We start from the raw sequence: 17,829 nt of genomic DNA on the forward strand, positions 1-17,829 counted from the left end.
CCAGTGCGACTGAGTCGTAGGCTTCGTGTCATGGCGCGATTCGATGAGGTCATGGCGACGTTCTGGGGTGACGGTGATTACGGTGTCCAGCAGCCTCTGACGGACGAGATGGTGCGAGAAGCCGAGCGTGTGCCCGGTGTGACTCTGCCCTCGGCCCTGCTCGACCTTCTGCGGGTTCAGAACGGCGGCATCGTGGCTGCCGATCACGATGCGTTCCCCACAAATCAGCCGACCTCGTGGAGCGAAGACCACGTTCCCTTCGACGACCTGATGGGCATCGGGCGAAACGACGGGATGACTTCGTTGCTCGACACCCCGTACTTGGTCGAGGAGTGGGGTCTGCCAGCACCACTTGTGCTGCTTTCCGGCGATGGGCACTGCTGGATCGGTCTCGACTACCGCATTTGCGGGCGGGACGGCGAGCCATCGGTCACATGGTTCGAGACCGACCTCGACACGGAGCTCGTCCTGGCTGGTGAATTCCGCTCGTTCGTCGAGGGCCTCACTGCGGGCAGCTCGTATGGTGACGGCTCTGCTGGTGACCCCGTATCGGCATGATGATCGCGGCGTCTTCTGGGCCAAGGAAGAGATCACGAGCAGGCCGGCCTGGGCTCACGGGGGAGGCGGGCGTTGAAGCTTCCCCTTGATGTTGGACACCTGGAGACTGGGACGTGAAGTTCCAGAGGAAGTAGTGCCAGGTGGGAAGCAAGAGCAACCGCAGCAAGCGGTACTCGGAGGAGTTCAAGCGGGACGCGGTCGCCCTCGTTCGCTCCTCCGGCAGGACGGTCACCGAGGTGGCCAGGGACCTCGGGGTCAGCGCCGAGGGGCTGCGGAACTGGGTCAGGCAGGATCAGGCCGACCGGGGTCAGGGGCGCCGGGCGAGCTGACGACGGCCGAGCGGGAGGAGTTGCGCCGGCTGCGCAGGCTGGCCCGCGAGCAGGCCGAGACCATTGAGGTGCTGCGAAAAGCGGCGGTCTTCTTCGCGAAAGAGAGCGATCGGTGAGCGCGGTGTATGCGTTCATCGAGGCGGAGAAGACCACCCACAACGTCGCCCTCCTGTGCCGGCTGCTGAAAGTGGCCCGCTCCTCCTTCTATGCCTGGCGGGCCGGGCAGCAGGCCCGCACCGCCCGGAAGGCTGCCGACGACGCCCTCGCGCACGAGATCACGGTGTTGCACATCGCCTCGCGGCGCACGTACGGAGTGCCGCGCATCCACGCTGAGCTGCGTCGGCTCGGTCACCCGGTCAACCGCAAGCGCATCGAGCGAGTCATGCGCGAACGCGGCATCACCGGAGTCACCCGCCGCAGGCGGCGGAGTCTGACCCGTCCGGCGAAGAAGGCCGTGCCCGCGACGGACCTGCTCGGCCGTGACTTCACCGCCCGTGAGCCCGGCACTCGGCTGGTCGGCGATATCACCTTCATCGCCACCGACGAGGGCTGGCTCTACCTCGCGACCTGGCTGGACCTGGCGACCCGCGAGGTGGTCGGCTACTCGATGGCCGACCATCACCGGGCGAGCCTGGTCGTCGACGCACTGACCATGGCCACCGGCCGCGGCCGTCTGCAGCCCGGCTGCATCGCGCACTCGGACCGCGGCAGCGAGTACACGTCCAAGGAACTCCGCCGTGAGATAGGCCGGTTGGGGCTTCGGCAGAGCATGGGCCGGACCGGCTCGTGCTTCGACAATGCCGCCGCCGAGTCGTTCTTCGCGGTACTGAAGGAAGAGATCGGCACCCGCCAGTGGCGCGACCGGGCCACCGCCCGCGCCGAGATCTTCGCGTTCATCGAGACCTTCTACAACCGCAGGCGGCTGCGGAAGCATCCAGTGTGGGGCTATCTGACCCCGTTGGAGATCCGGCAGCGGCACGAGCAAGGACATGCCCTCGCGGCGTAAGTGCTGAGTGTCCAACATCACGGGGGAACTTCACTCCACGTGACGTGCCATCGGAAAGATGTCATAGGCAGCAAGGCCAGGAGAAGCCGCAGGCCAGCGCCGGTATTTACGGCTCGGCAGGCGACATCCCGGCACGTTCTTCGAACAGCTCACCACCGCTTCGATACCGCTGGCCCTGGAGCGCGCGCACCGCTCCGACTCGAACACCATCGGTCTGCTGGGTCTCGGTTGGGCGAATCCGTCAACACGAAACTGGCATTCGAGACGGGGAAGGCGACGCACGGGCAGGCGACGGCACCGACATCCTGCACCAGCGCCGATGAGGTCTGCCTCCCTGCGTTGCCGAGGTTCCGGCCCGCCCTCGGGGCGGACCGGAACCTCTTCGGCTTCTGCAGCACTGTAGAAATCAGTGGCCGGCGGCAGGAGCTCCCGTGGCGTTCCACTCAGCGATCACAGGTCGTCCGTGTTCGGTGGAGAGCCGGCTGACCGTCCCCGTCGTGAGCTGGAACAGCCGCCCGTCCTCGGCGGGCAGCCCGAGGCGACGCGCCGTGAGCACGCGCAGGAAGTGGGCGTGGGCCACGAGCACCACGTCACCGCTGTCCAGGGCTGTTTCGATGCGGCTCAACACGCGGTCGGCACGCTGTCCCACCTCGATCGGTGACTCGCCCGGATGACCGGCCGGACCGGGCGGCACTCCGTCGTTCCACAGGTACCAGTCGGGCCGGGTGCGATGTATCTCGAGGGTGGTCACGCCTTCGTACGCACCGTAGTCCCACTCGTGCAGATCGGGTTCGCGTACGGCGTCATACAGGCCTGCGAGTTTCGCTGTCCGCTCGGCACGGCCCAGCGGGCTGGTGAGCGCGAGGGCGAAGATCCGCCCAGCGAGCAGCGGGGCGAGGGACTTGGCTTGCTCTTCGCCACGCTGGGTGAGGGGCAGGTCGGTCCAGCTGGTGTGCTGACCCGACAGGCTCCACTCGGTTTCGCCGTGGCGGACCAGCAGGAGGTCACCCATGGCAGTTACTTCGCCGACTCGACGGCGTGGCCACCGAACTGGTTGCGCAGCGCCGCGATCATCTTCATCTGCGGGGAGTCATCCTGGCGCGAGGCGAAACGCGCGAAGAGCGACGCGGTGATCGCGGGCAGCGGCACCGCGTTGTCGATCGCCGCCTCGACGGTCCAGCGGCCCTCGCCGGAGTCCTGCGCATAGCCGCGCAGCTTGTCGAGGTGCTCGTCGTCGTCCAGTGCATTGACGGCCAGGTCGAGCAGCCAGGAGCGGATGACCGTGCCCTCCTGCCAGGAGCGGAAGACCTCGCGTACGTCGGTGACGGAGTCGACCTTCTCCAGCAGCTCCCAGCCCTCGGCGTAGGCCTGCATCATGGCGTACTCGATGCCGTTGTGGACCATCTTGGAGAAGTGGCCGGCGCCGACCTTGCCCGCGTGGACGAAGCCTGCGTCGCCCTCGGGCTTGAGTGCGTCGAAGATGGGCTGGACCTTCGCTATGTGTTCGGCGTCGCCGCCCACCATCAGCGCGTAGCCGTTCTGGAGACCCCAGACACCACCCGAGACACCTGCGTCGACGAAGCCGATGCCCTTGGCCGCCAGCTCCTCAGCGTGCTTCTCGTCGTCCGTCCAGCGGGAGTTGCCGCCGTCGACGACGGTGTCGCCGGCTTCCAGGAGGTCACCGAGCTCGTCGATGACGTGCTGGGTCGGGCCGCCCGCGGGCACCATCACCCACACCACACGCGGGGCTTCGACCTTCTCGACCAGTTCGGCCAGGCTGTTCACATCGGCGAGGTCCGGATTGCGGTCGTAGCCGATGACGGTGTGGCCCGCGCGGCGGATCCGCTCGCGCATGTTGCCGCCCATCTTGCCGAGTCCGACGAGGCCCAATTGCATCGTTGTCATGTTGTTTCACTTCTTCCGGAGAGTGCGGTAAGCGGCCACCAGGGCGGCGGTTGAGGGATCGAGCCCGGGGGCGTCCGCTCCTTCGGTGAGCGCGGGCTCCACGCGCTTGGCAAGGACCTTGCCGAGCTCGACGCCCCACTGGTCGAAGGAGTCGATGTTCCAGATCGCGCCCTGCACGAACACCTTGTGCTCGTACAGCGCGATCAGCTGGCCGAGGACCGAGGGGCTCAACTCGCTTGCCAGAATCGTCGTCGTGGGGTGGTTGCCGCGGAACGTGCGGTGCGGAACCTGCTCCTGGGGCACACCCTCGGCGCGCACCTCTTCACTCGTCCTGCCGAAGGCGAGCGCCTGGCCCTGCGCGAACAGGTTGGCCATCAACAGGTCGTGCTGGTCCTTGAGTTCGTGGCTCAGCTCGTCGATCGGATTGACGAAACCGATCAGGTCGGCGGGGATGACCTTTGTGCCCTGGTGGAGCAACTGGTAGTACGCGTGCTGCCCGTTGGTGCCGGGCGTGCCCCAGACCACCGGACCGGTCTGCCACTCCACCGGATTGCCGTCGCGGTCCACCGACTTCCCGTTGGACTCCATGTCCAGTTGCTGCAAGTACGCAGTAAATTTGGACAGGTAGTGCGAGTACGGCAGCACCGCGTGCGACTGGGCGCCGAGGAACGATCCGTACCAGACTCCCAACAGGCCCAGCAGCAATGGCGCGTTGGCCGCCGCGGGCGCGGTGCGGAAGTGCTCGTCGACGAGGTGGAAGCCGTCGAGCATCTCGCGGAACCGGTCCGGGCCGATGGCGATCATCAGTGACAGACCGATGGCGGAGTCGTACGAGTAGCGACCGCCGACCCAGTCCCAGAACTCGAACATGTTGGCGGTGTCGATACCGAAGTCCGCGACCTTCTCGGCGTTCGTCGACAGCGCCACGAAGTGCTTCGCGACCGCCTTCTCACCGCCGTCGTCGAGCCCGGCAAGGAGCCAGGACCGCGCCGATGTGGCGTTGGCGATCGTCTCGATGGTCGTGAAGGTCTTGGAGGCGACGATGAACAGCGTCTCCGCCGGGTCCAGGTCCCGTAGGGCCTCGTACAGATCGACGCCGTCCACGTTCGAGACGAACCGCACGGTCAACGAGCGGTCGGTGAAGGCCCGCAGTGCCTCGTACGCCATCGCAGGTCCGAGGTCCGACCCGCCGATACCGATGTTGACGACATTGCGGATCCGCTTTCCGGTATGCCCGGTCCACTCGCCCGAGCGGACGCGCTCGGAGAAGTCGGCCATTTTGTCGAGCACGGCGTGCACCGCCGGCACGACGTCCTCGCCGTCAACCTCGACGACGGCGTCGCGCGGGGCGCGCAGCGCGGTGTGCAGGACGGCACGCTGCTCGGTGACGTTGATCTCTTCGCCGCGGAGCATGGCGTCCCGCAGCCCGAACACGTCGGTCGCGGTGGCGAGTTCCTGGAGCAGAGCGAGGGTTTCGTCCGTGATCAGGTGCTTGGAGTAGTCGATGCGCAGGTCGCCGACGCTCACGGTGTATCGCTCCGCGCGACCGGGGTCGGCGGCAAACAGGTCACGCAGCTGCAGGTGACGCAGCTCCCCTGCGCGGTGGTCCTCAAGGGCCGTCCACTCCGGGCGGTGCGTGAGCTTGGGTGTGTCAGACATGACGGGGGTTCTCCTTGGTACCGTCCCCGCGCAGGGTGACGGCATACATCTCGTCCGCGTCGAGGCGGCGCAGCTCTTCGGCAATCAACTCGGAGGTGCTGCGCACCTTCAGGGCGAGGGTGCGCGAGGGCTGGCCCGGCAGGGAAAGCGTGGCCAGCGGGCCGTCGGGGCGGTCGATCACGATCTCGCCGCTCTCCGTTCCGAGCCGGACGGCCGTCACGACCGGCCCGGCAGTGACGACGCGCTCGACCGGGACCTTTAGCCGGGCCTCCAGCCAGCGGGCCAGCAGTTCGGCACTCGGGTTGTCGGCCTCACTCTCCACGACGGCCGACACGACCTTCTTACGGGCCTGGTCCAGCGCCGCGGCCAGCATCGAACGCCACGGCGTCAGCCGGGTCCACGCCAGGTCGGTGTCGCCGGGCGCGTACGAGGAGACGCGGGCCTCCAGGGCGACGAGCGGGGCCTCGACGGCGTACATGTCGGTGATCCGCCGCTGTGCCAGGGCACCCAACGGATCGTTGGCCGGGACGTCGGGCGCGTCCACCGGCCACCAGACGACAACCGGCGCGTCCGGCAGCAGCAGCGGCAGGACCACCGAGTCGGCATGGTCGGAGACTTCGCCGTACGTCCGCAGGACGACAGTCTCACCGGTGCCCGCGTCCGAGCCGATCCGCACCTCCGCGTCCAGGCGGGAGTTCGTGCGGTCGCGCGGGGTGCGTGCGACGCGTCTGATGACGACCAGAGTGCGCGAGGGATGCTCGCGAGAGGCCTCCTCGGCCGCCTTGATCGAGTCGTACGCGTTTTCCTCGTCGGTCACGATGACCATCGTCAGGACCATGCCCATGGCGGGAGTACCGATAGCTCGGCGCCCCTGCACGAGCGCCTTGTTGATCTTGCTTGCCGTGGTGTCGGTCAAATCGATCTTCATGGCCTGCGCCAGCTCCGTCCGTCTCGTGCGAGCATCTCGTGGGCTTCTTCGGGACCCCAACTGCCCGACGCGTACGGCGCGGGCTTGCCGTGAGCGTCCCAGTACCCCTCGATCGGGTCGAGAATCTTCCAGGATTCCTCCACCTCTTGGTGACGGGGAAAGAGGTTGGCGTCGCCCAGCAGAACGTCCAGGATGAGGCGTTCGTACGCCTCCGGGCTGGACTCGGTGAAGGAATCGCCGTACGCGAAGTCCATCGTGACGTCCCGGATCTCCATCGATGTACCCGGCACCTTCGATCCGAAGCGCACCGTCATGCCCTCGTCGGGCTGGACACGGATGACGATCGCGTTCGCACCGAGTTCTTCGGTGGCGGTCGAGTCGAAGGGCGAGTGGGGCGCACGCTGGAAGACAACCGCGATCTCGGTGACGCGGCGGCCGAGGCGCTTTCCGGTGCGCAGATAGAAGGGGACGCCCGCCCAGCGACGGTTGTCGACCTCCAGCTTGACGGCCGCGTAGGTGTCGGTCGTCGACTTGGGGTCGATGCCGTCCTCCTGCAGATAGCCGCGCACCTTCTCGCCACCCTGCCAGCTCGCCGCATACTGCCCGCGCACAGTGTGCTCGCCCAGGTTCTCCGGCAGCTTCACGGCCTTGAGGACCTTCAGCTTCTCGGTGAGCAGCGACTCGGCGTCGAAGGCGGCCGGCTCCTCCATGGCGGTCAGCGCCATGAGCTGGAGGAGGTGGTTCTGGATGACGTCACGGGCCGAGCCGATGCCGTCGTAGTAGCCGGCGCGGCCGCCGATTCCGATGTCCTCGGCCATCGTGATCTGCACGTGGTCGACGTAACTGCGGTTCCAGATGGGCTCGTACATCTGGTTGGCGAAGCGCAGCGCCAGGATGTTCTGGACCGTCTCCTTGCCGAGGTAGTGGTCGATACGGAACACCTGGTCCGGGTCGAACACCTCGTGCACGATCGCGTTCAGTTCGCGCGCACTGGCCAGGTCGCGGCCGAACGGCTTCTCGATGACCGCACGCCGCCAGGAACCCTCCGGTGCGTCCGCAAGACCGTGCTTCTTCAGCTGCTGGACGACCTTCGGGAAGAACTTCGGCGGTACCGAGAGGTAGAAGGCGTAATTGCCACTGGTGCCCCGAGATGCGTCCAACTCATCTACGGCAGACCGAAGTTGCTTGAACGCCTGGTCGTCGTCGAAGTCGCCCGGGATGAACCGCATGCCCTCGGCCAGCTGCTGCCAGACCTCCTCGCGGAACTCCGTGCGGGCGTGCTCGCGCACCGAGTCGTGCACCACTTGCACGAAGTCCTGGTCCTCCCACTCGCGCCGGGCGAACCCGAGGAGCGAGAAGCCCGGCGGGAGCAGACCCCGATTCGCGAGGTCGTAGACGGCGGGCATCAGCTTCTTGCGGGAGAGGTCGCCGGTGACACCGAAAATGACGAGGCCGGAGGGGCCCGCGACACGAGGAAGGCGGCGGTCGCGGGGGTCACGGAGCGGGTTGTTCCAGTCGAGGGCCGGGGCGGTAGAGCTTCCGTCGCCGGGTATCGCCGCCGCGTCGCGGCCCGATTCCCGGGCCGCGTCACCCGATCCGGCGGTCACGCCGCCCGGTTCCACGGCCGCGTCACCAGATCCGCCCGCCGCGGCGGGCGCATCCTGCGCGGCACCACCGGGAAGCGTCTCGCGCTCACTCATTCCCCCTCAACTCCCTTGCTGCTCAGTGAGGTCGCGACCACACCCAGCAGGTCTTCCCAGGCCGCCTCGAACTTCGAGACGCCCTCGTCCTCCAACTGCTTCACGACCTCGTCGTACGAGATCCCGAGCCGCTCGACGGCCGCAAGATCGGCGCGGGCCTGGGCGTGGCCGCCGGTCACCGAGTCGCCATGGATGTCACCGTGGTCGGCGGTGGCGTCGAGGGTTGCCTCCGGCATGGTGTTGACCGTGCCGGGCGCGACCAGTTCGTCGACGTACAGGGTGTCCTTGTACGCGGCGTCCTTGACGCCCGTCGAGGCCCACAGAGGACGCTGCTTATTGGCGCTCGCGGTGGCGAGGGCGGTCCAGCGGTCGGCGGCGAAGACGCCCTCGTACGCCTCGTATGCGAGACGGGCGTTGGCGAGCGCGGCCCTGCCCCTGAGCGCGAGTGCCTCGTCCGTGCCGACCTTCGCAAGGCGCTTGTCGATCTCGCTGTCGACGCGGGAGACGAAGAACGAGGCGACCGAATGAACAGTGGAGAGGTCGATGCCTGATGCCTGCGCCTTCTCCAGGCCCGCCAGGTACGCGTTCATGACCTCGCGGTAGCGCTCCAGCGAGAAGATCAGCGTGACGTTGACACTGATGCCGAGGCCGATGACCTCGGTGATCGCCGGGAGGCCGGCCTTCGTCGCCGGGATCTTGATCATCACGTTCGGACGGTCGACCAGCCATCCGAGCTGCTTGGCCTCGGCGACGGTCGCCGCGGTGTCGTGGGCGAGGCGCGGGTCGACCTCGATGGAGACCCGGCCGTCGCGGCCGCGGGTCGCGTCGTACACGGGCCGCAGGATGTCGGCGGCGGCGCGGACGTCGGCGGTAGTCATCATGCGGACGGCCTCGTCGACCGTGACGCCGCGCACGGCGAGGTCGGCCAGCTGCTCCTCGTACCCCTCGCCGGAGCCGATGGCGGCCTGGAAGATGGAAGGGTTGGTGGTGACACCCACCACGTGCTTCCGCTCGATGAGTTCGGCGAGGTTGCCGGATGCGATCCGCTTGCGGGACAGATCGTCCAGCCAGATGGAAACGCCTTCCTCGGAGAGGGCCTTGAGGGGTTCGACGGTGTTGCTCACAGTGACTCTTTTCTTTCTGGCGGCCTGATCAACCACGCGCGGCGGCGAGGGATTCCCGCGCGGCGGAGGCGACGTTCTCGGCGGTGAAGCCGTACTCGGCGAACAGGGTCTTGGCGTCGGCGGAGGCGCCGAAGTGCTCGAGGGAGACGATGCGTCCGGCGTCACCGACGTACCGGTACCAGGTCAGGCCGATCCCTGCCTCGACCGCCACACGGGCCTTCACGGACGCCGGAAGCACGCTCGCGCGGTACTCCGCGGATTGCTCTTCGAACCACTCGACGGACGGCATCGACACGACACGCGTACCGACCCCCTCGGCCTCGAGCTGTTCACGCGCCGCGACGGCGAGCTGCACCTCGGAGCCGGTGGCGATGAGGATGACGTCAGGGGTCTCAGCGGAGGAGTCGCGCAGGATGTAACCCCCCTTCACCGTCTCGGGGTTCGCCTCGTACGTCGGCACACCCTGGCGCGTCAGCGCGAGGCCGTGCGGAGCCGGGTTCGTGGCGTGCCGCCTGAAGATCTCGGCCCAGGCGATCACGGTCTCGTTGGCGTCGGCCGGGCGGACGATGTTCAGGCCGGGGATGGCGCGCAGCGAGGCCAGGTGCTCAACCGGCTGGTGGGTCGGGCCGTCCTCGCCGAGGCCGATGGAATCGTGGGTCCACACGTACGTGACCGGAAGCTCCATCAGCGCGGAAAGGCGCACGGCGTTGCGCATGTAGTCGGAGAAGACCAGGAAGGTGCCGCCGTAGACGCGGGTGTTGCCGTGCAGCGCCATGCCGTTCATCTCGGCGGCCATCGAATGCTCGCGGATGCCGAAGTGGACCGTGCGGCCGTACGGGTCGGCCTCCGGCAGCGGGTTGCCCTTGGGCAGGAAGGAGCTGGTCCTGTCGATCGTGGTGTTGTTCGAGCCGGCGAGGTCGGCGGAGCCGCCCCACAGCTCGGGGATCACACCGCCGAGCGCCTGCAGCACCTTGCCGGACGCGGCACGGGTCGCGACGGATGTGCCCGCCTCGAACTGCGGCAGAGCAGCCTCCCAGCCCTCGGGCAGCTGACCGGCGATGACACGGTCGAACAGTTCGGCGTGCTCGGGGTCGGCGGTGCGCCACTCGGAGATCTGCTTGTCCCAGGCGGCGTGCGCCTCGGCGCCTCGATCAAGGGCCTCGCGAGCGTGGGCCAGTACCTCGGGCTCCACCTGGAAGGACTGCTCCGGATCGAAGCCCAGGACCCGCTTGGTAGCCGCGATCTCCTCGGCGCCGAGCGCCGAGCCGTGCGAGGCCTCGGTGTTCTGCGCGTTCGGGGCAGGCCAGGCGATGATCGTGCGCATCGCGATGATCGAGGGGCGCCCGGTCTCGGCGCGGGCGGCGGTCAGCGCCTCATACAGCGCTCGGACGTCGATGTCGCCGTCGGCCGAGGGCTCGATCCGCTGGACGTGCCAGCCGTACGCCTCGTACCGCTTCAGGACGTCCTCGGAGAAGGCGGTTGCCGTGTCGCCCTCGATGGAGATGTGGTTGTCGTCGTAGACGAAGACGAGGTTGCCGAGCTTCTGGTGACCCGCGAGGGACGAGGCCTCGGCGGAGATACCCTCCTCCAGATCGCCGTCCGAGACGATCGCCCAGATGGTGTGGTCGAAGGGAGAATCGCCCTCCGGCGCCTCGGGGTCGAACAGGCCGCGCTCGTAGCGAGCCGCCATCGCCATGCCCACGGCGTTGGCGACACCCTGACCGAGTGGACCGGTGGTCGTCTCGACACCCGCCGTGTGCCCGTACTCAGGGTGACCGGGCGTCTTCGAACCGTGCGTCCGGAACGCCTTCAGATCGTCCAGTTCCAGCTCGTACCCGGAGAGGAAGAGCTGGGTGTACAGGGTCAGCGAGGTGTGGCCCGGGGAGAGAACGAAGCGGTCGCGGCCGGTCCACTCCGGGTCGGCCGGGTCGTGCCGCATCACCTTCTGAAAGAGGGTGTACGCGGCCGGCGCCAGACTCATCGCGGTGCCCGGGTGGCCGTTTCCGACCTGCTGTACGGCATCGGTCGCCAGAAGGCGGGCGGTGTCGACGGCACGGCGGTCGAGTTCGGTCCACTCGAAGCCGTCAGGAAAGCTGTCGGGTGTCTGCGTGCTCATCTTCAAGAAGTCCTCGATAGGAGCCTGTCAACTGCTCTGATGCGTTCAAACGTAAAAGTATGACTTTTGCTGGGGAAGGTGCCCCCGTGTCAGCCTTTGGTGAAAGTGGGACAACGAGTACGGGACCGAGCCGACGCGAGAAGGACATGACAGACAGAACGACCCAAGGAAGTGGAGAGATCAAGACCTTTCCCTTCCCCACGAACCTGAGCGTCTGCGGCGTAGGTATGCAGGTCGAATCCATGGAACCCGGTCGGCCCTGGCATGCGGACGCGCCATTGGAGCGCGTGCACCGCGTTGACTTCCACGTGGTGATGCTGTTCCACGGCGGTCCCATCAGACACATGATCGACTTCGCCGAGTACGAGGCCTCCGCCGGCGATCTCCTATGGATCCGCCCAGGCCAGGTGCACCGCTTCTCCCCCACGGCGGGGTACCGCGGTACCGTCCTGACCATGCAGCCCGGCTTCCTGTCCCGGGCAACTGTCGAGGCGACGGGCCTGTACCGCTGTGACCAGCCCCCGCTCCTGCGCCCGGACGCGAACCAGCTGGCCGCCCTTGAGCACTCGCTCGCCCAACTGGAGCGCGAGTACGTCGACACGACCACACTGCCCCTCAGCCTCCACACCGCGGTGCTCCGGCACTCCCTGACCGCGTTCCTGCTCCGCCTGGCCCACCTCGCGGCGATCTCCGCCGAGACGGCACTCGAGCAGACCGACACCACCTTCAGCCGCTTCCGGGACGCGGTCGAGAAGGGCTTCGCCACCAACCACAGCGTCAGCGCGTACGCGGACGCCCTCGGCTACTCCCGACGCACCCTCGTCCGCGCGGTGGGGGCGGCCACCGGCAACACCCCCAAGGGCTTCATCGACAAACGCGTCGTCCTCGAAGCCAAGCGCCTACTGGCCCACACGGATATGCCGATCGGCCGGATCGGCGCCTTCGTGGGCTTTCCCGACGCGGCCAACTTCTCGAAGTTCTTCCATCAACACACCGGGACGACTCCGTTGGCGTTCCGGGCGGAGCTGCGCTGAAGGAGGCGGGGCGGGCCAACCGGCCCGCCCCGCTGGTGACATGAGGCTCAAGGTCAGACGTATCCTCACGACCGACACATCACGAGGCGAACTGCGCGGCGTCAGGCCGTACTCGACCTGCCGGCCGCGAGAGCGGCACCCACGGCCCGTCCACGCGATCCCGGCGACGGTACAACCGGTGGAACCGGGACGTTCAGCGGCCCACGCCGGCCACAGTGGCCTCGTACGTGATGATCTCGGTGCCGTTGCCCTCGTCACCATTGTCCGGCGCGACGGTGAGCGTCAGGTGGTCGCCGTTGGCGGTGAGCTTCATCGGGTTGCGCGTGGCGACATGACCCGCGGAGGACCACTGCTGGAAGGGCACCTCGTGGGTGACCAGGTGGCTGCGCACGTCGATCAGTGCCAGACCACCCAGCTCGTAGGTAGCGGAGGAGCCTCCGGCCGGGTTGGTCTGGGGCAGGTTGGTCACACCGCCGCACAGCATCTGTCCCGGGGCCGCGTGCTGGCAGTCCTGGTAGTCCACGAAGTACTGGCTGTTGGTCCAGTCGGAGATCTTTCGCCCTCGGAGGTCCCACTCGTAGAAGTGCCGGGAGCCCCAGGAGTTGCCGATGAGGTGACCGGTGGCGGGGTCGCGGACGATGCCGCCGATGTGGTCCTTGAACTCGAACTGCTTGTGGACGGCCATCGACTTCGCGTCGATCCGGTACATGATGGTGCTGCTGTTGGGGCGGTACTGGGCGACCGATACCCACACCGACGTCCCGTCGAATTCGAGGCCGCCCGGGTGGTACATGTCGCCCTCACCGAGGACGATGTCGCGTTGCAGGTTGCCCTGCTTGTCCATGACAAAGACATGCCCGACGCCCTTGCCCGGAGTCCGGTCGTAGCCGTCCCGCGGGGCCGGGTACTTGACTGTCGGCTCCAGGATCTCCACCGAGGAAAGGAAGATGTGGTCGCGCGTGATGGCGATGCCCTCGGTGTGGTAGGTCGGGAACTTCAGCGACAGTCTGCTGGTGACCTTCCAGGCGGTGTCGCGGGTGACCGCGTTGAAGTTGCGCACCAGATCGTTGGAGGGCTGGTGCCGGGCGGCGACGGCCCGGGCGCCCTCGGTATCGTTGCCGGGACCGGCAGCCACAGCGGCGGCCGTGCCGCCGATGAGCAGTGCCAGGGACAGTGCCGCGGTGAGTATCCGCTGTTTTGCTGGGACCCGCATGGGTGGTACCTCGTAGTAGTGGTTGGTACGGAATCACCCACGCTAGGTACCGCAGGTGACTCGCAGATGGCCGTCCCCGGACGGCCAGGGGCTCCGTGGCTGGACAGAGCGTGTCCCATCCGCCTGTCGAGACATTCGACAGGAGCTTCGGGGCCTCCCGTACCAACAGTCACCACTGGCATCCAGGCCGCCGGTCGACGGGCGCCGCGTCGAGGTGATGGCGGCTGGCTTCTTCCGCATCGTCGTCGACGGGCTGGCCGGCGTGAGTTCCTTCGGGGCGACGCAGGCCTGTAGGACCACGTCCGCCTCCTTCAGGAGGCGACGGGCCTCGAGTCCACAGCATGATCAAAACAGAACCCTCACAGGAACTGCACCCATCTCGGACCGACGGTTCATCACGAAGGGGCCGCCGAAGGCCACCGGCTCGCTGATGGGCGTACCGCTGTAGATCATGACCTTGGTCAGCGCGTTGCCGTCGGAGGTTGCCAGGGTCAGGTTGCTGTCGCCAGCGGCCTCCACCACCGGATCGGACCAGGCGGTCTGCCCGGCGTGAACGTCCCGGCCGGCCACCGCAACTCGGCCAGACAGAACGTACACGAAGGCCCGGTGTCGGGCGGGCAGCGTGTAGGCGAGAGTAGTCGTCGGCTCGAGGACTGCCGTCACGCCTTGCACGTCCACGTGGTTGAGCGCCGGGCCGCGGACCCCCTCAACCGTACCGGAGACGACGTCGAGGATGGCGCCGGACCGGGTCACACACGGCGTGCCGACAAGGTCAGGTCCTGGTATCGGGTCTCGGTCAGCTTCCGGTCAGCGGGCAGGTTGAGCCACAGTTGAAGGGTGTGGGCGTGCTCATTCCGGTAGGCCAGTTCGCGGTGAATGATGCCGCGCTCGGCGGTCATCCACTGCACGTCTCCGGCCTCCAGCGCGCCCACGTTGCCATGGTTGTCGCCGTGCTCGAGCACTCCATTGACGACGGTGGTCACCGTCTCCACGCCGCGGTGCGGGTGCCACTCGAAGCCCCGCGAGCTGAACCAGTCCTCGGCCAGCAGGAGGAAGGGATCCGTGAGTGCGGGGTTCTGCGGGTCGAAGACCAGTGCCTTGTTATCAACCTGGGCGTCGGGGCCGAGTTCCAGCTTGGTCGTGACCCGGGCCACCGTGCGTGCCAAGGCGATGAAGGGGGTGCCCACAGATGCCCCTATGGTCTGTCAACCTCGGTGCATCGCTGCTCCGGGCAGTGGTGAGGCGCTGGTACATCGGAAGAGTTCACGGGCCACGTAGCGTTTGAGGCAACGGATGACTTCGCGTTTGGTTTTGCCTTCGGCTGTGCGCCGCTCCAGGTAGGCCTGAGTGCGTTCGTCCCAGCGCAGGCGTGTGAGCACGATGCGGTGAAGGGCAGCGTTGGCCTGCCGGTTGCCGCCACGGTTCAGACGCCGGTGCTTGCTCTTCCCAAAAGAGTGCTCAACGGGACTGACACCGCACAGAGCGGCGAAGGAGGCGTCGCTGTCGAGACGATCGTGGTTCTCGCCGGCGGCGACCAGGAGGGCCGCGGCGCTGTCGGGTCCCACGCCCTGGATGTCTAGGAGCGCGGGGTTGTGCTCCTTGACCGCGGTGGTGATGCGCTTGGTGCGGACACCGACTTCGTCGGACAGCTGCTTGATGCGGACCGCAAGTAGGTGGAGTGCCTGGTGGACGGCACTGGTCTCCGGATCGAGTCGAGCACACGCGCTGAAGAGCGCGACGTTGCCTAACCGCGCCAGGGATTCACGCAGTTCCGGGTCGGCGCTCACCAGGATCGCCTTGAGCTGGTTGATCGCCTGGGTGCGGGCCCTGACAGCGGAGTCCTTGACGGTCTTGGACACCCGAAGGTCCTCCACCGTCCCGCCGGTGTGCTTCGGCCTGGCGGTGGCTCGCCCTCCAAGCACAGCACGGGCAGCGGCCTCCGCGTCAGCCTCGTCGCTCTTGCCCGACCGGCGGCGGGCGGCACGGTCCGGCCGGTTCACCTCGATCACTTGAAGGTTCTGGGCGAGCAGGTACCGACACAGGGCCGCACCGTAGGAGCCCGTTCCTTCCACGCCCGCGTGACGTAGATCGCCGAAGGAGTGGGCCCACTCCAGCATCTCCCGATAGCCTGCTGCGGTGGCCTGGAACGGGCATGCCCCCAACCGGGCGCCCAGCTTGGTCACGACCGCAGCAACGTGCACGTCCTTGTGAGTGTCGACACCCAGGACGATCTCATAGCGCTCCGTGGGGGTCTCTTGGGTGCTTCGTGTCGGAAAGGTGCTCGTAGCTGTCATGTCTCTCCCGAGCGGACCGAGGAATGACACCGGGCCGAACGGACGGTCAAGACTGTGACGGTGCTGGCCGCGAAGCCCCTATCGGGACACACCCGTCGACCCGGCGTCGGCGGACTCCCGCCCGGGACCGCGGCCGACAGATCAATACTCCGGACACAATGGTCAGTCCCAGACCGGGTCAGACCACGGTCCCGAACGAGGTGGCCCCATTCTCACAGTCCCAGACCAGCCGGTAGCCGATCTCGGGGAACAGGCACATCGCCAGGAAAAAAATAGATGCCGACCCGCGAGGGCAGATCACGCAGCCGCCGCTGCACAGTCCTGGTCTCGGACAAAATCGCGTCGACCAGCTCGAATGGCACGATCGGTGTCAGCTCCCCCAGGTGACCGGGAGCGAGCCGGCCCGCGGCCACAGTCACCGTACGGGTGATGGCCATCAACACCGGTGGCGGGACACAATGAACAGGCAACGGAGCTCCTTGCGGGACAAGCTGTCTTGGACGACTGCCTGTACCAACGAGCTCCGTTGCTCCACGTCGAAAACCCGTCAACTCCCCTTGCGTGCCCAGCGGAAACGCCAACTACCCGGCCTTGGGGGAACTTCAGTTCCAACGCGCTCCCGCGTGCTCAGTGTGCGGAGGTGGCCGGTGAGGCCAGTTCGAGTTCGTTGATGGTGGTGAAGTCGTAGGCGGTCTCGGCGTGGACGACCTGGTCGAGGCCGGTGACTTCGTGGTCGCGGGCGACTCGGAAGCCGACGGTGGCATCGATGGCCTTGGCCAGCAGCCAGGACATCACCAGGGAGTAGGCGGCCACCGCGAAGGCGCCGATGGCCTGCTTGCCCAGCTGCCCGAAGCCCGCGCCTGCGACGAGCCCGTCGGTGGTGTCGAAGACGCCGATCAGGAGCGTGCCGACGAGGCCGCCGACGGCGTGGACGCCGACCACGTCGAGGGAGTCGTCGTAGCCGAAGCGGTCCTTCAGGCCCACGGCCCAGGCGCAGACGACGCCGGCGATCACGCCGATGGCGATGGCGCCCCAGGTGTTGACCGCGGCGCAGGCCGGGGTGATGGCGACCAGGCCGGCGACGGCGCCGGAGGCGGCGCCCAGTGAGGTGAAGGCGCCGTGGCGGAGGCGTTCCCAGGCGAGCCAGCCCATCATGGCCGCGCCGGTGGCGACCTGGGTGTTGAGGAAGGCGATGCTGGCGGTGCCGTTGGCGGCCAGGGCGGAGCCGGCGTTGAAGCCGAACCAGCCGAACCACAGCAGCCCGGAGCCGAGCATCACCAGCGGCAGGCTGTGCGGGCGCATCGGTTCCTTCTTGAACCCGACGCGCTTGCCCAGGACGAAGAGGGCGCCGAGGGCGGCCATGCCGGCGTTGATGTGTACGGCGGTGCCGCCGGCGAAGTCCTTGACGCCGAGCTTGAAGATCCAGCCGTCGGCCTGCCACACCCAGTGAGCGACGGGGAAGTACACCAAGGTCACCCAGAGCGCGATGAACAGCATCCACGCGCCGAACTTGGCGCGGTCGGCGATGGCTCCGCTGATGAGGGCCGGGGTGATCACGGCGAACATCAGCTGGAAGGCAGCGAAGGCGAACACCGGGATGGTGCCGGTCAGGGTGGTGCCCGTGATGCCCTTCATGCCCGCGACGCCCAGGTCGCCGACCAGGCCGGCGCCCGCGTCATCGCCGAAGGCGAGCGAGTAGCCGTAGGCAACCCACAGCACGCTGACGATGCCCAGACTGATGAAGCTCATCAGCAGCATGTTCAGCACGCTCTTGACCCGGACCATTCCTCCGTAGAAGAACGCCAGGGCCGGGGTCATCAGCATGACCAGCGCCGCGCTGATGAGGACGAACGAGGTGTCCCCCGCGTCGAAGCCCTTCGGCATCGAACTCTCTCCAAATCTGTGAAATGCCGCTGCCGGGCAGCGGGGTTGATCGGGTGCGGTTCACCGGGGGCGGACCGGT

16 protein-coding genes and 1 pseudogene are annotated in these 17,829 nt (G+C 67.4%); 4 read left to right on the forward strand and 13 right to left on the reverse strand.

Features of this window, described 5'->3' with window-relative positions; translation table 11 throughout:
* The first annotated feature begins 30 nt into the window (after positions 1-30).
* From OG507_RS00845 to OG507_RS00855, 3 genes and pseudogenes are all read left to right on the forward strand, one after another.
* On the forward strand, positions 31-558 hold the full coding sequence (locus tag OG507_RS00845) for an SMI1/KNR4 family protein (RefSeq protein WP_327365161.1): 528 nt from the start codon (positions 31-33) through the stop codon (positions 556-558).
* A gap of 140 nt (positions 559-698) precedes the next feature.
* Positions 699-887: a transposase gene (locus OG507_RS00850; protein WP_327365162.1), complete on the forward strand. Its 189-nt coding sequence runs from the start codon at positions 699-701 to the stop codon at positions 885-887.
* Between the two features lie 88 nt (positions 888-975).
* Positions 976-1,893, forward strand: a pseudogene (locus tag OG507_RS00855) (IS3 family transposase); the annotation flags it as partial.
* Between the two features lie 406 nt (positions 1,894-2,299).
* On the opposite strand, the gene OG507_RS00860 reads toward OG507_RS00855, so the two are convergent.
* From OG507_RS00860 to tkt, 7 genes are read right to left on the reverse strand one after another with little or no spacing between them, the layout of a single operon-like run.
* Entirely contained in the window at positions 2,300-2,905 is a 606-nt protein-coding gene (locus OG507_RS00860; protein WP_327365163.1) for a histidine phosphatase family protein, read from the reverse strand.
* A gap of 5 nt (positions 2,906-2,910) precedes the next feature.
* The gene (gnd, locus tag OG507_RS00865) at positions 2,911-3,789 is read right to left on the reverse strand and encodes a phosphogluconate dehydrogenase (NAD(+)-dependent, decarboxylating) (protein WP_327371826.1); all 879 of its coding nucleotides are present in this window, start codon (positions 3,787-3,789) and stop codon (positions 2,911-2,913) included.
* Positions 3,790-3,804: 15 nt separating this feature from the next.
* Positions 3,805-5,457, reverse strand: coding sequence for a glucose-6-phosphate isomerase (pgi, locus tag OG507_RS00870; protein WP_327365164.1), 1,653 nt, complete (start codon positions 5,455-5,457; stop codon positions 3,805-3,807).
* The gene (opcA, locus tag OG507_RS00875; RefSeq protein ID WP_327365165.1) at positions 5,450-6,385 is read right to left on the reverse strand and encodes a glucose-6-phosphate dehydrogenase assembly protein OpcA; all 936 of its coding nucleotides are present in this window, start codon (positions 6,383-6,385) and stop codon (positions 5,450-5,452) included. Before opcA ends, pgi begins: the two co-directional genes overlap by 8 nt.
* A complete protein-coding gene (gene zwf / locus OG507_RS00880) occupies positions 6,382-8,085 on the reverse strand; it encodes a glucose-6-phosphate dehydrogenase (RefSeq protein ID WP_327365166.1) in 1,704 nt (567 codons plus the stop codon). The genes opcA and zwf overlap by 4 nt, the downstream gene beginning before the upstream one ends.
* Entirely contained in the window at positions 8,082-9,209 is a 1,128-nt protein-coding gene (gene tal / locus OG507_RS00885; protein WP_327365167.1) for a transaldolase, read from the reverse strand. The genes zwf and tal overlap by 4 nt, the downstream gene beginning before the upstream one ends.
* A 28-nt stretch (positions 9,210-9,237) precedes the next feature.
* Positions 9,238-11,325 (reverse strand): transketolase, encoded by a 2,088-nt coding sequence (gene tkt, locus OG507_RS00890; protein ID WP_327365168.1) that lies wholly within the window; start codon positions 11,323-11,325, stop codon positions 9,238-9,240.
* Between the two features lie 146 nt (positions 11,326-11,471).
* On the opposite strand from tkt, the gene OG507_RS00895 reads away from it, so the two are divergent.
* The gene (locus tag OG507_RS00895; protein WP_327365169.1) at positions 11,472-12,359 is read left to right on the forward strand and encodes a helix-turn-helix domain-containing protein; all 888 of its coding nucleotides are present in this window, start codon (positions 11,472-11,474) and stop codon (positions 12,357-12,359) included.
* A gap of 193 nt (positions 12,360-12,552) precedes the next feature.
* Here the strand turns inward: OG507_RS00895 and OG507_RS00900 are convergent, their stop codons facing one another.
* The 6 genes from OG507_RS00900 to OG507_RS00920 form a co-directional block, all read right to left on the reverse strand.
* Positions 12,553-13,572, reverse strand: coding sequence for a DUF6454 family protein (locus tag OG507_RS00900; RefSeq protein ID WP_327365170.1), 1,020 nt, complete (start codon positions 13,570-13,572; stop codon positions 12,553-12,555).
* 345 nt (positions 13,573-13,917) lie between these two features.
* Positions 13,918-14,325, reverse strand: coding sequence for a pirin-like C-terminal cupin domain-containing protein (locus OG507_RS00905; RefSeq protein ID WP_327365171.1), 408 nt, complete (start codon positions 14,323-14,325; stop codon positions 13,918-13,920).
* A complete protein-coding gene (locus OG507_RS00910) occupies positions 14,322-14,759 on the reverse strand; it encodes a pirin family protein (RefSeq protein WP_327365172.1) in 438 nt (145 codons plus the stop codon). Before OG507_RS00910 ends, OG507_RS00905 begins: the two co-directional genes overlap by 4 nt.
* An 18-nt stretch (positions 14,760-14,777) precedes the next feature.
* A complete protein-coding gene (locus OG507_RS00915; protein WP_327365174.1) occupies positions 14,778-15,866 on the reverse strand; it encodes an IS110 family transposase in 1,089 nt (362 codons plus the stop codon).
* A gap of 212 nt (positions 15,867-16,078) precedes the next feature.
* On the reverse strand, positions 16,079-16,303 hold the full coding sequence (locus tag OG507_RS40285; RefSeq protein WP_442810918.1) for a transposase domain-containing protein: 225 nt from the start codon (positions 16,301-16,303) through the stop codon (positions 16,079-16,081).
* 190 nt (positions 16,304-16,493) lie between these two features.
* Positions 16,494-17,750 (reverse strand): ammonium transporter, encoded by a 1,257-nt coding sequence (locus OG507_RS00920; protein ID WP_327365175.1) that lies wholly within the window; start codon positions 17,748-17,750, stop codon positions 16,494-16,496.
* Positions 17,751-17,829 lie beyond the last annotated feature (79 nt).

The sequence above is a fragment of the Streptomyces sp. NBC_01217 genome (assembly GCF_035994185.1).
Taxonomy (GTDB): domain Bacteria; phylum Actinomycetota; class Actinomycetes; order Streptomycetales; family Streptomycetaceae; genus Streptomyces.

What these genes read in the sequence shown, in the direction of transcription:
- pgi (WP_327365164.1), bottom strand. Translation starts at nt 5,457, where the DNA reads ATGTCTGACACACCCAAGCTCACGCACCGCCCGGAGTGGACGGCCCTT.
- zwf (WP_327365166.1), bottom strand. Translation starts at nt 8,085, where the DNA reads ATGAGTGAGCGCGAGACGCTTCCCGGTGGTGCCGCGCAGGATGCGCCC.
- OG507_RS40285 (WP_442810918.1), bottom strand. Translation starts at nt 16,303, where the DNA reads ATGGCCATCACCCGTACGGTGACTGTGGCCGCGGGCCGGCTCGCTCCC.
- OG507_RS00895 (WP_327365169.1), top strand. Translation starts at nt 11,472, where the DNA reads ATGACAGACAGAACGACCCAAGGAAGTGGAGAGATCAAGACCTTTCCC.
- OG507_RS00915 (WP_327365174.1), bottom strand. Translation starts at nt 15,866, where the DNA reads ATGACAGCTACGAGCACCTTTCCGACACGAAGCACCCAAGAGACCCCC.
- gnd (WP_327371826.1), bottom strand. Translation starts at nt 3,789, where the DNA reads ATGCAATTGGGCCTCGTCGGACTCGGCAAGATGGGCGGCAACATGCGC.
- tkt (WP_327365168.1), bottom strand. Translation starts at nt 11,325, where the DNA reads ATGAGCACGCAGACACCCGACAGCTTTCCTGACGGCTTCGAGTGGACC.
- OG507_RS00920 (WP_327365175.1), bottom strand. Translation starts at nt 17,750, where the DNA reads ATGCCGAAGGGCTTCGACGCGGGGGACACCTCGTTCGTCCTCATCAGC.
- opcA (WP_327365165.1), bottom strand. Translation starts at nt 6,385, where the DNA reads ATGAAGATCGATTTGACCGACACCACGGCAAGCAAGATCAACAAGGCG.
- OG507_RS00860 (WP_327365163.1), bottom strand. Translation starts at nt 2,905, where the DNA reads ATGGGTGACCTCCTGCTGGTCCGCCACGGCGAAACCGAGTGGAGCCTG.
- OG507_RS00845 (WP_327365161.1), top strand. Translation starts at nt 31, where the DNA reads ATGGCGCGATTCGATGAGGTCATGGCGACGTTCTGGGGTGACGGTGAT.
- OG507_RS00900 (WP_327365170.1), bottom strand. Translation starts at nt 13,572, where the DNA reads ATGCGGGTCCCAGCAAAACAGCGGATACTCACCGCGGCACTGTCCCTG.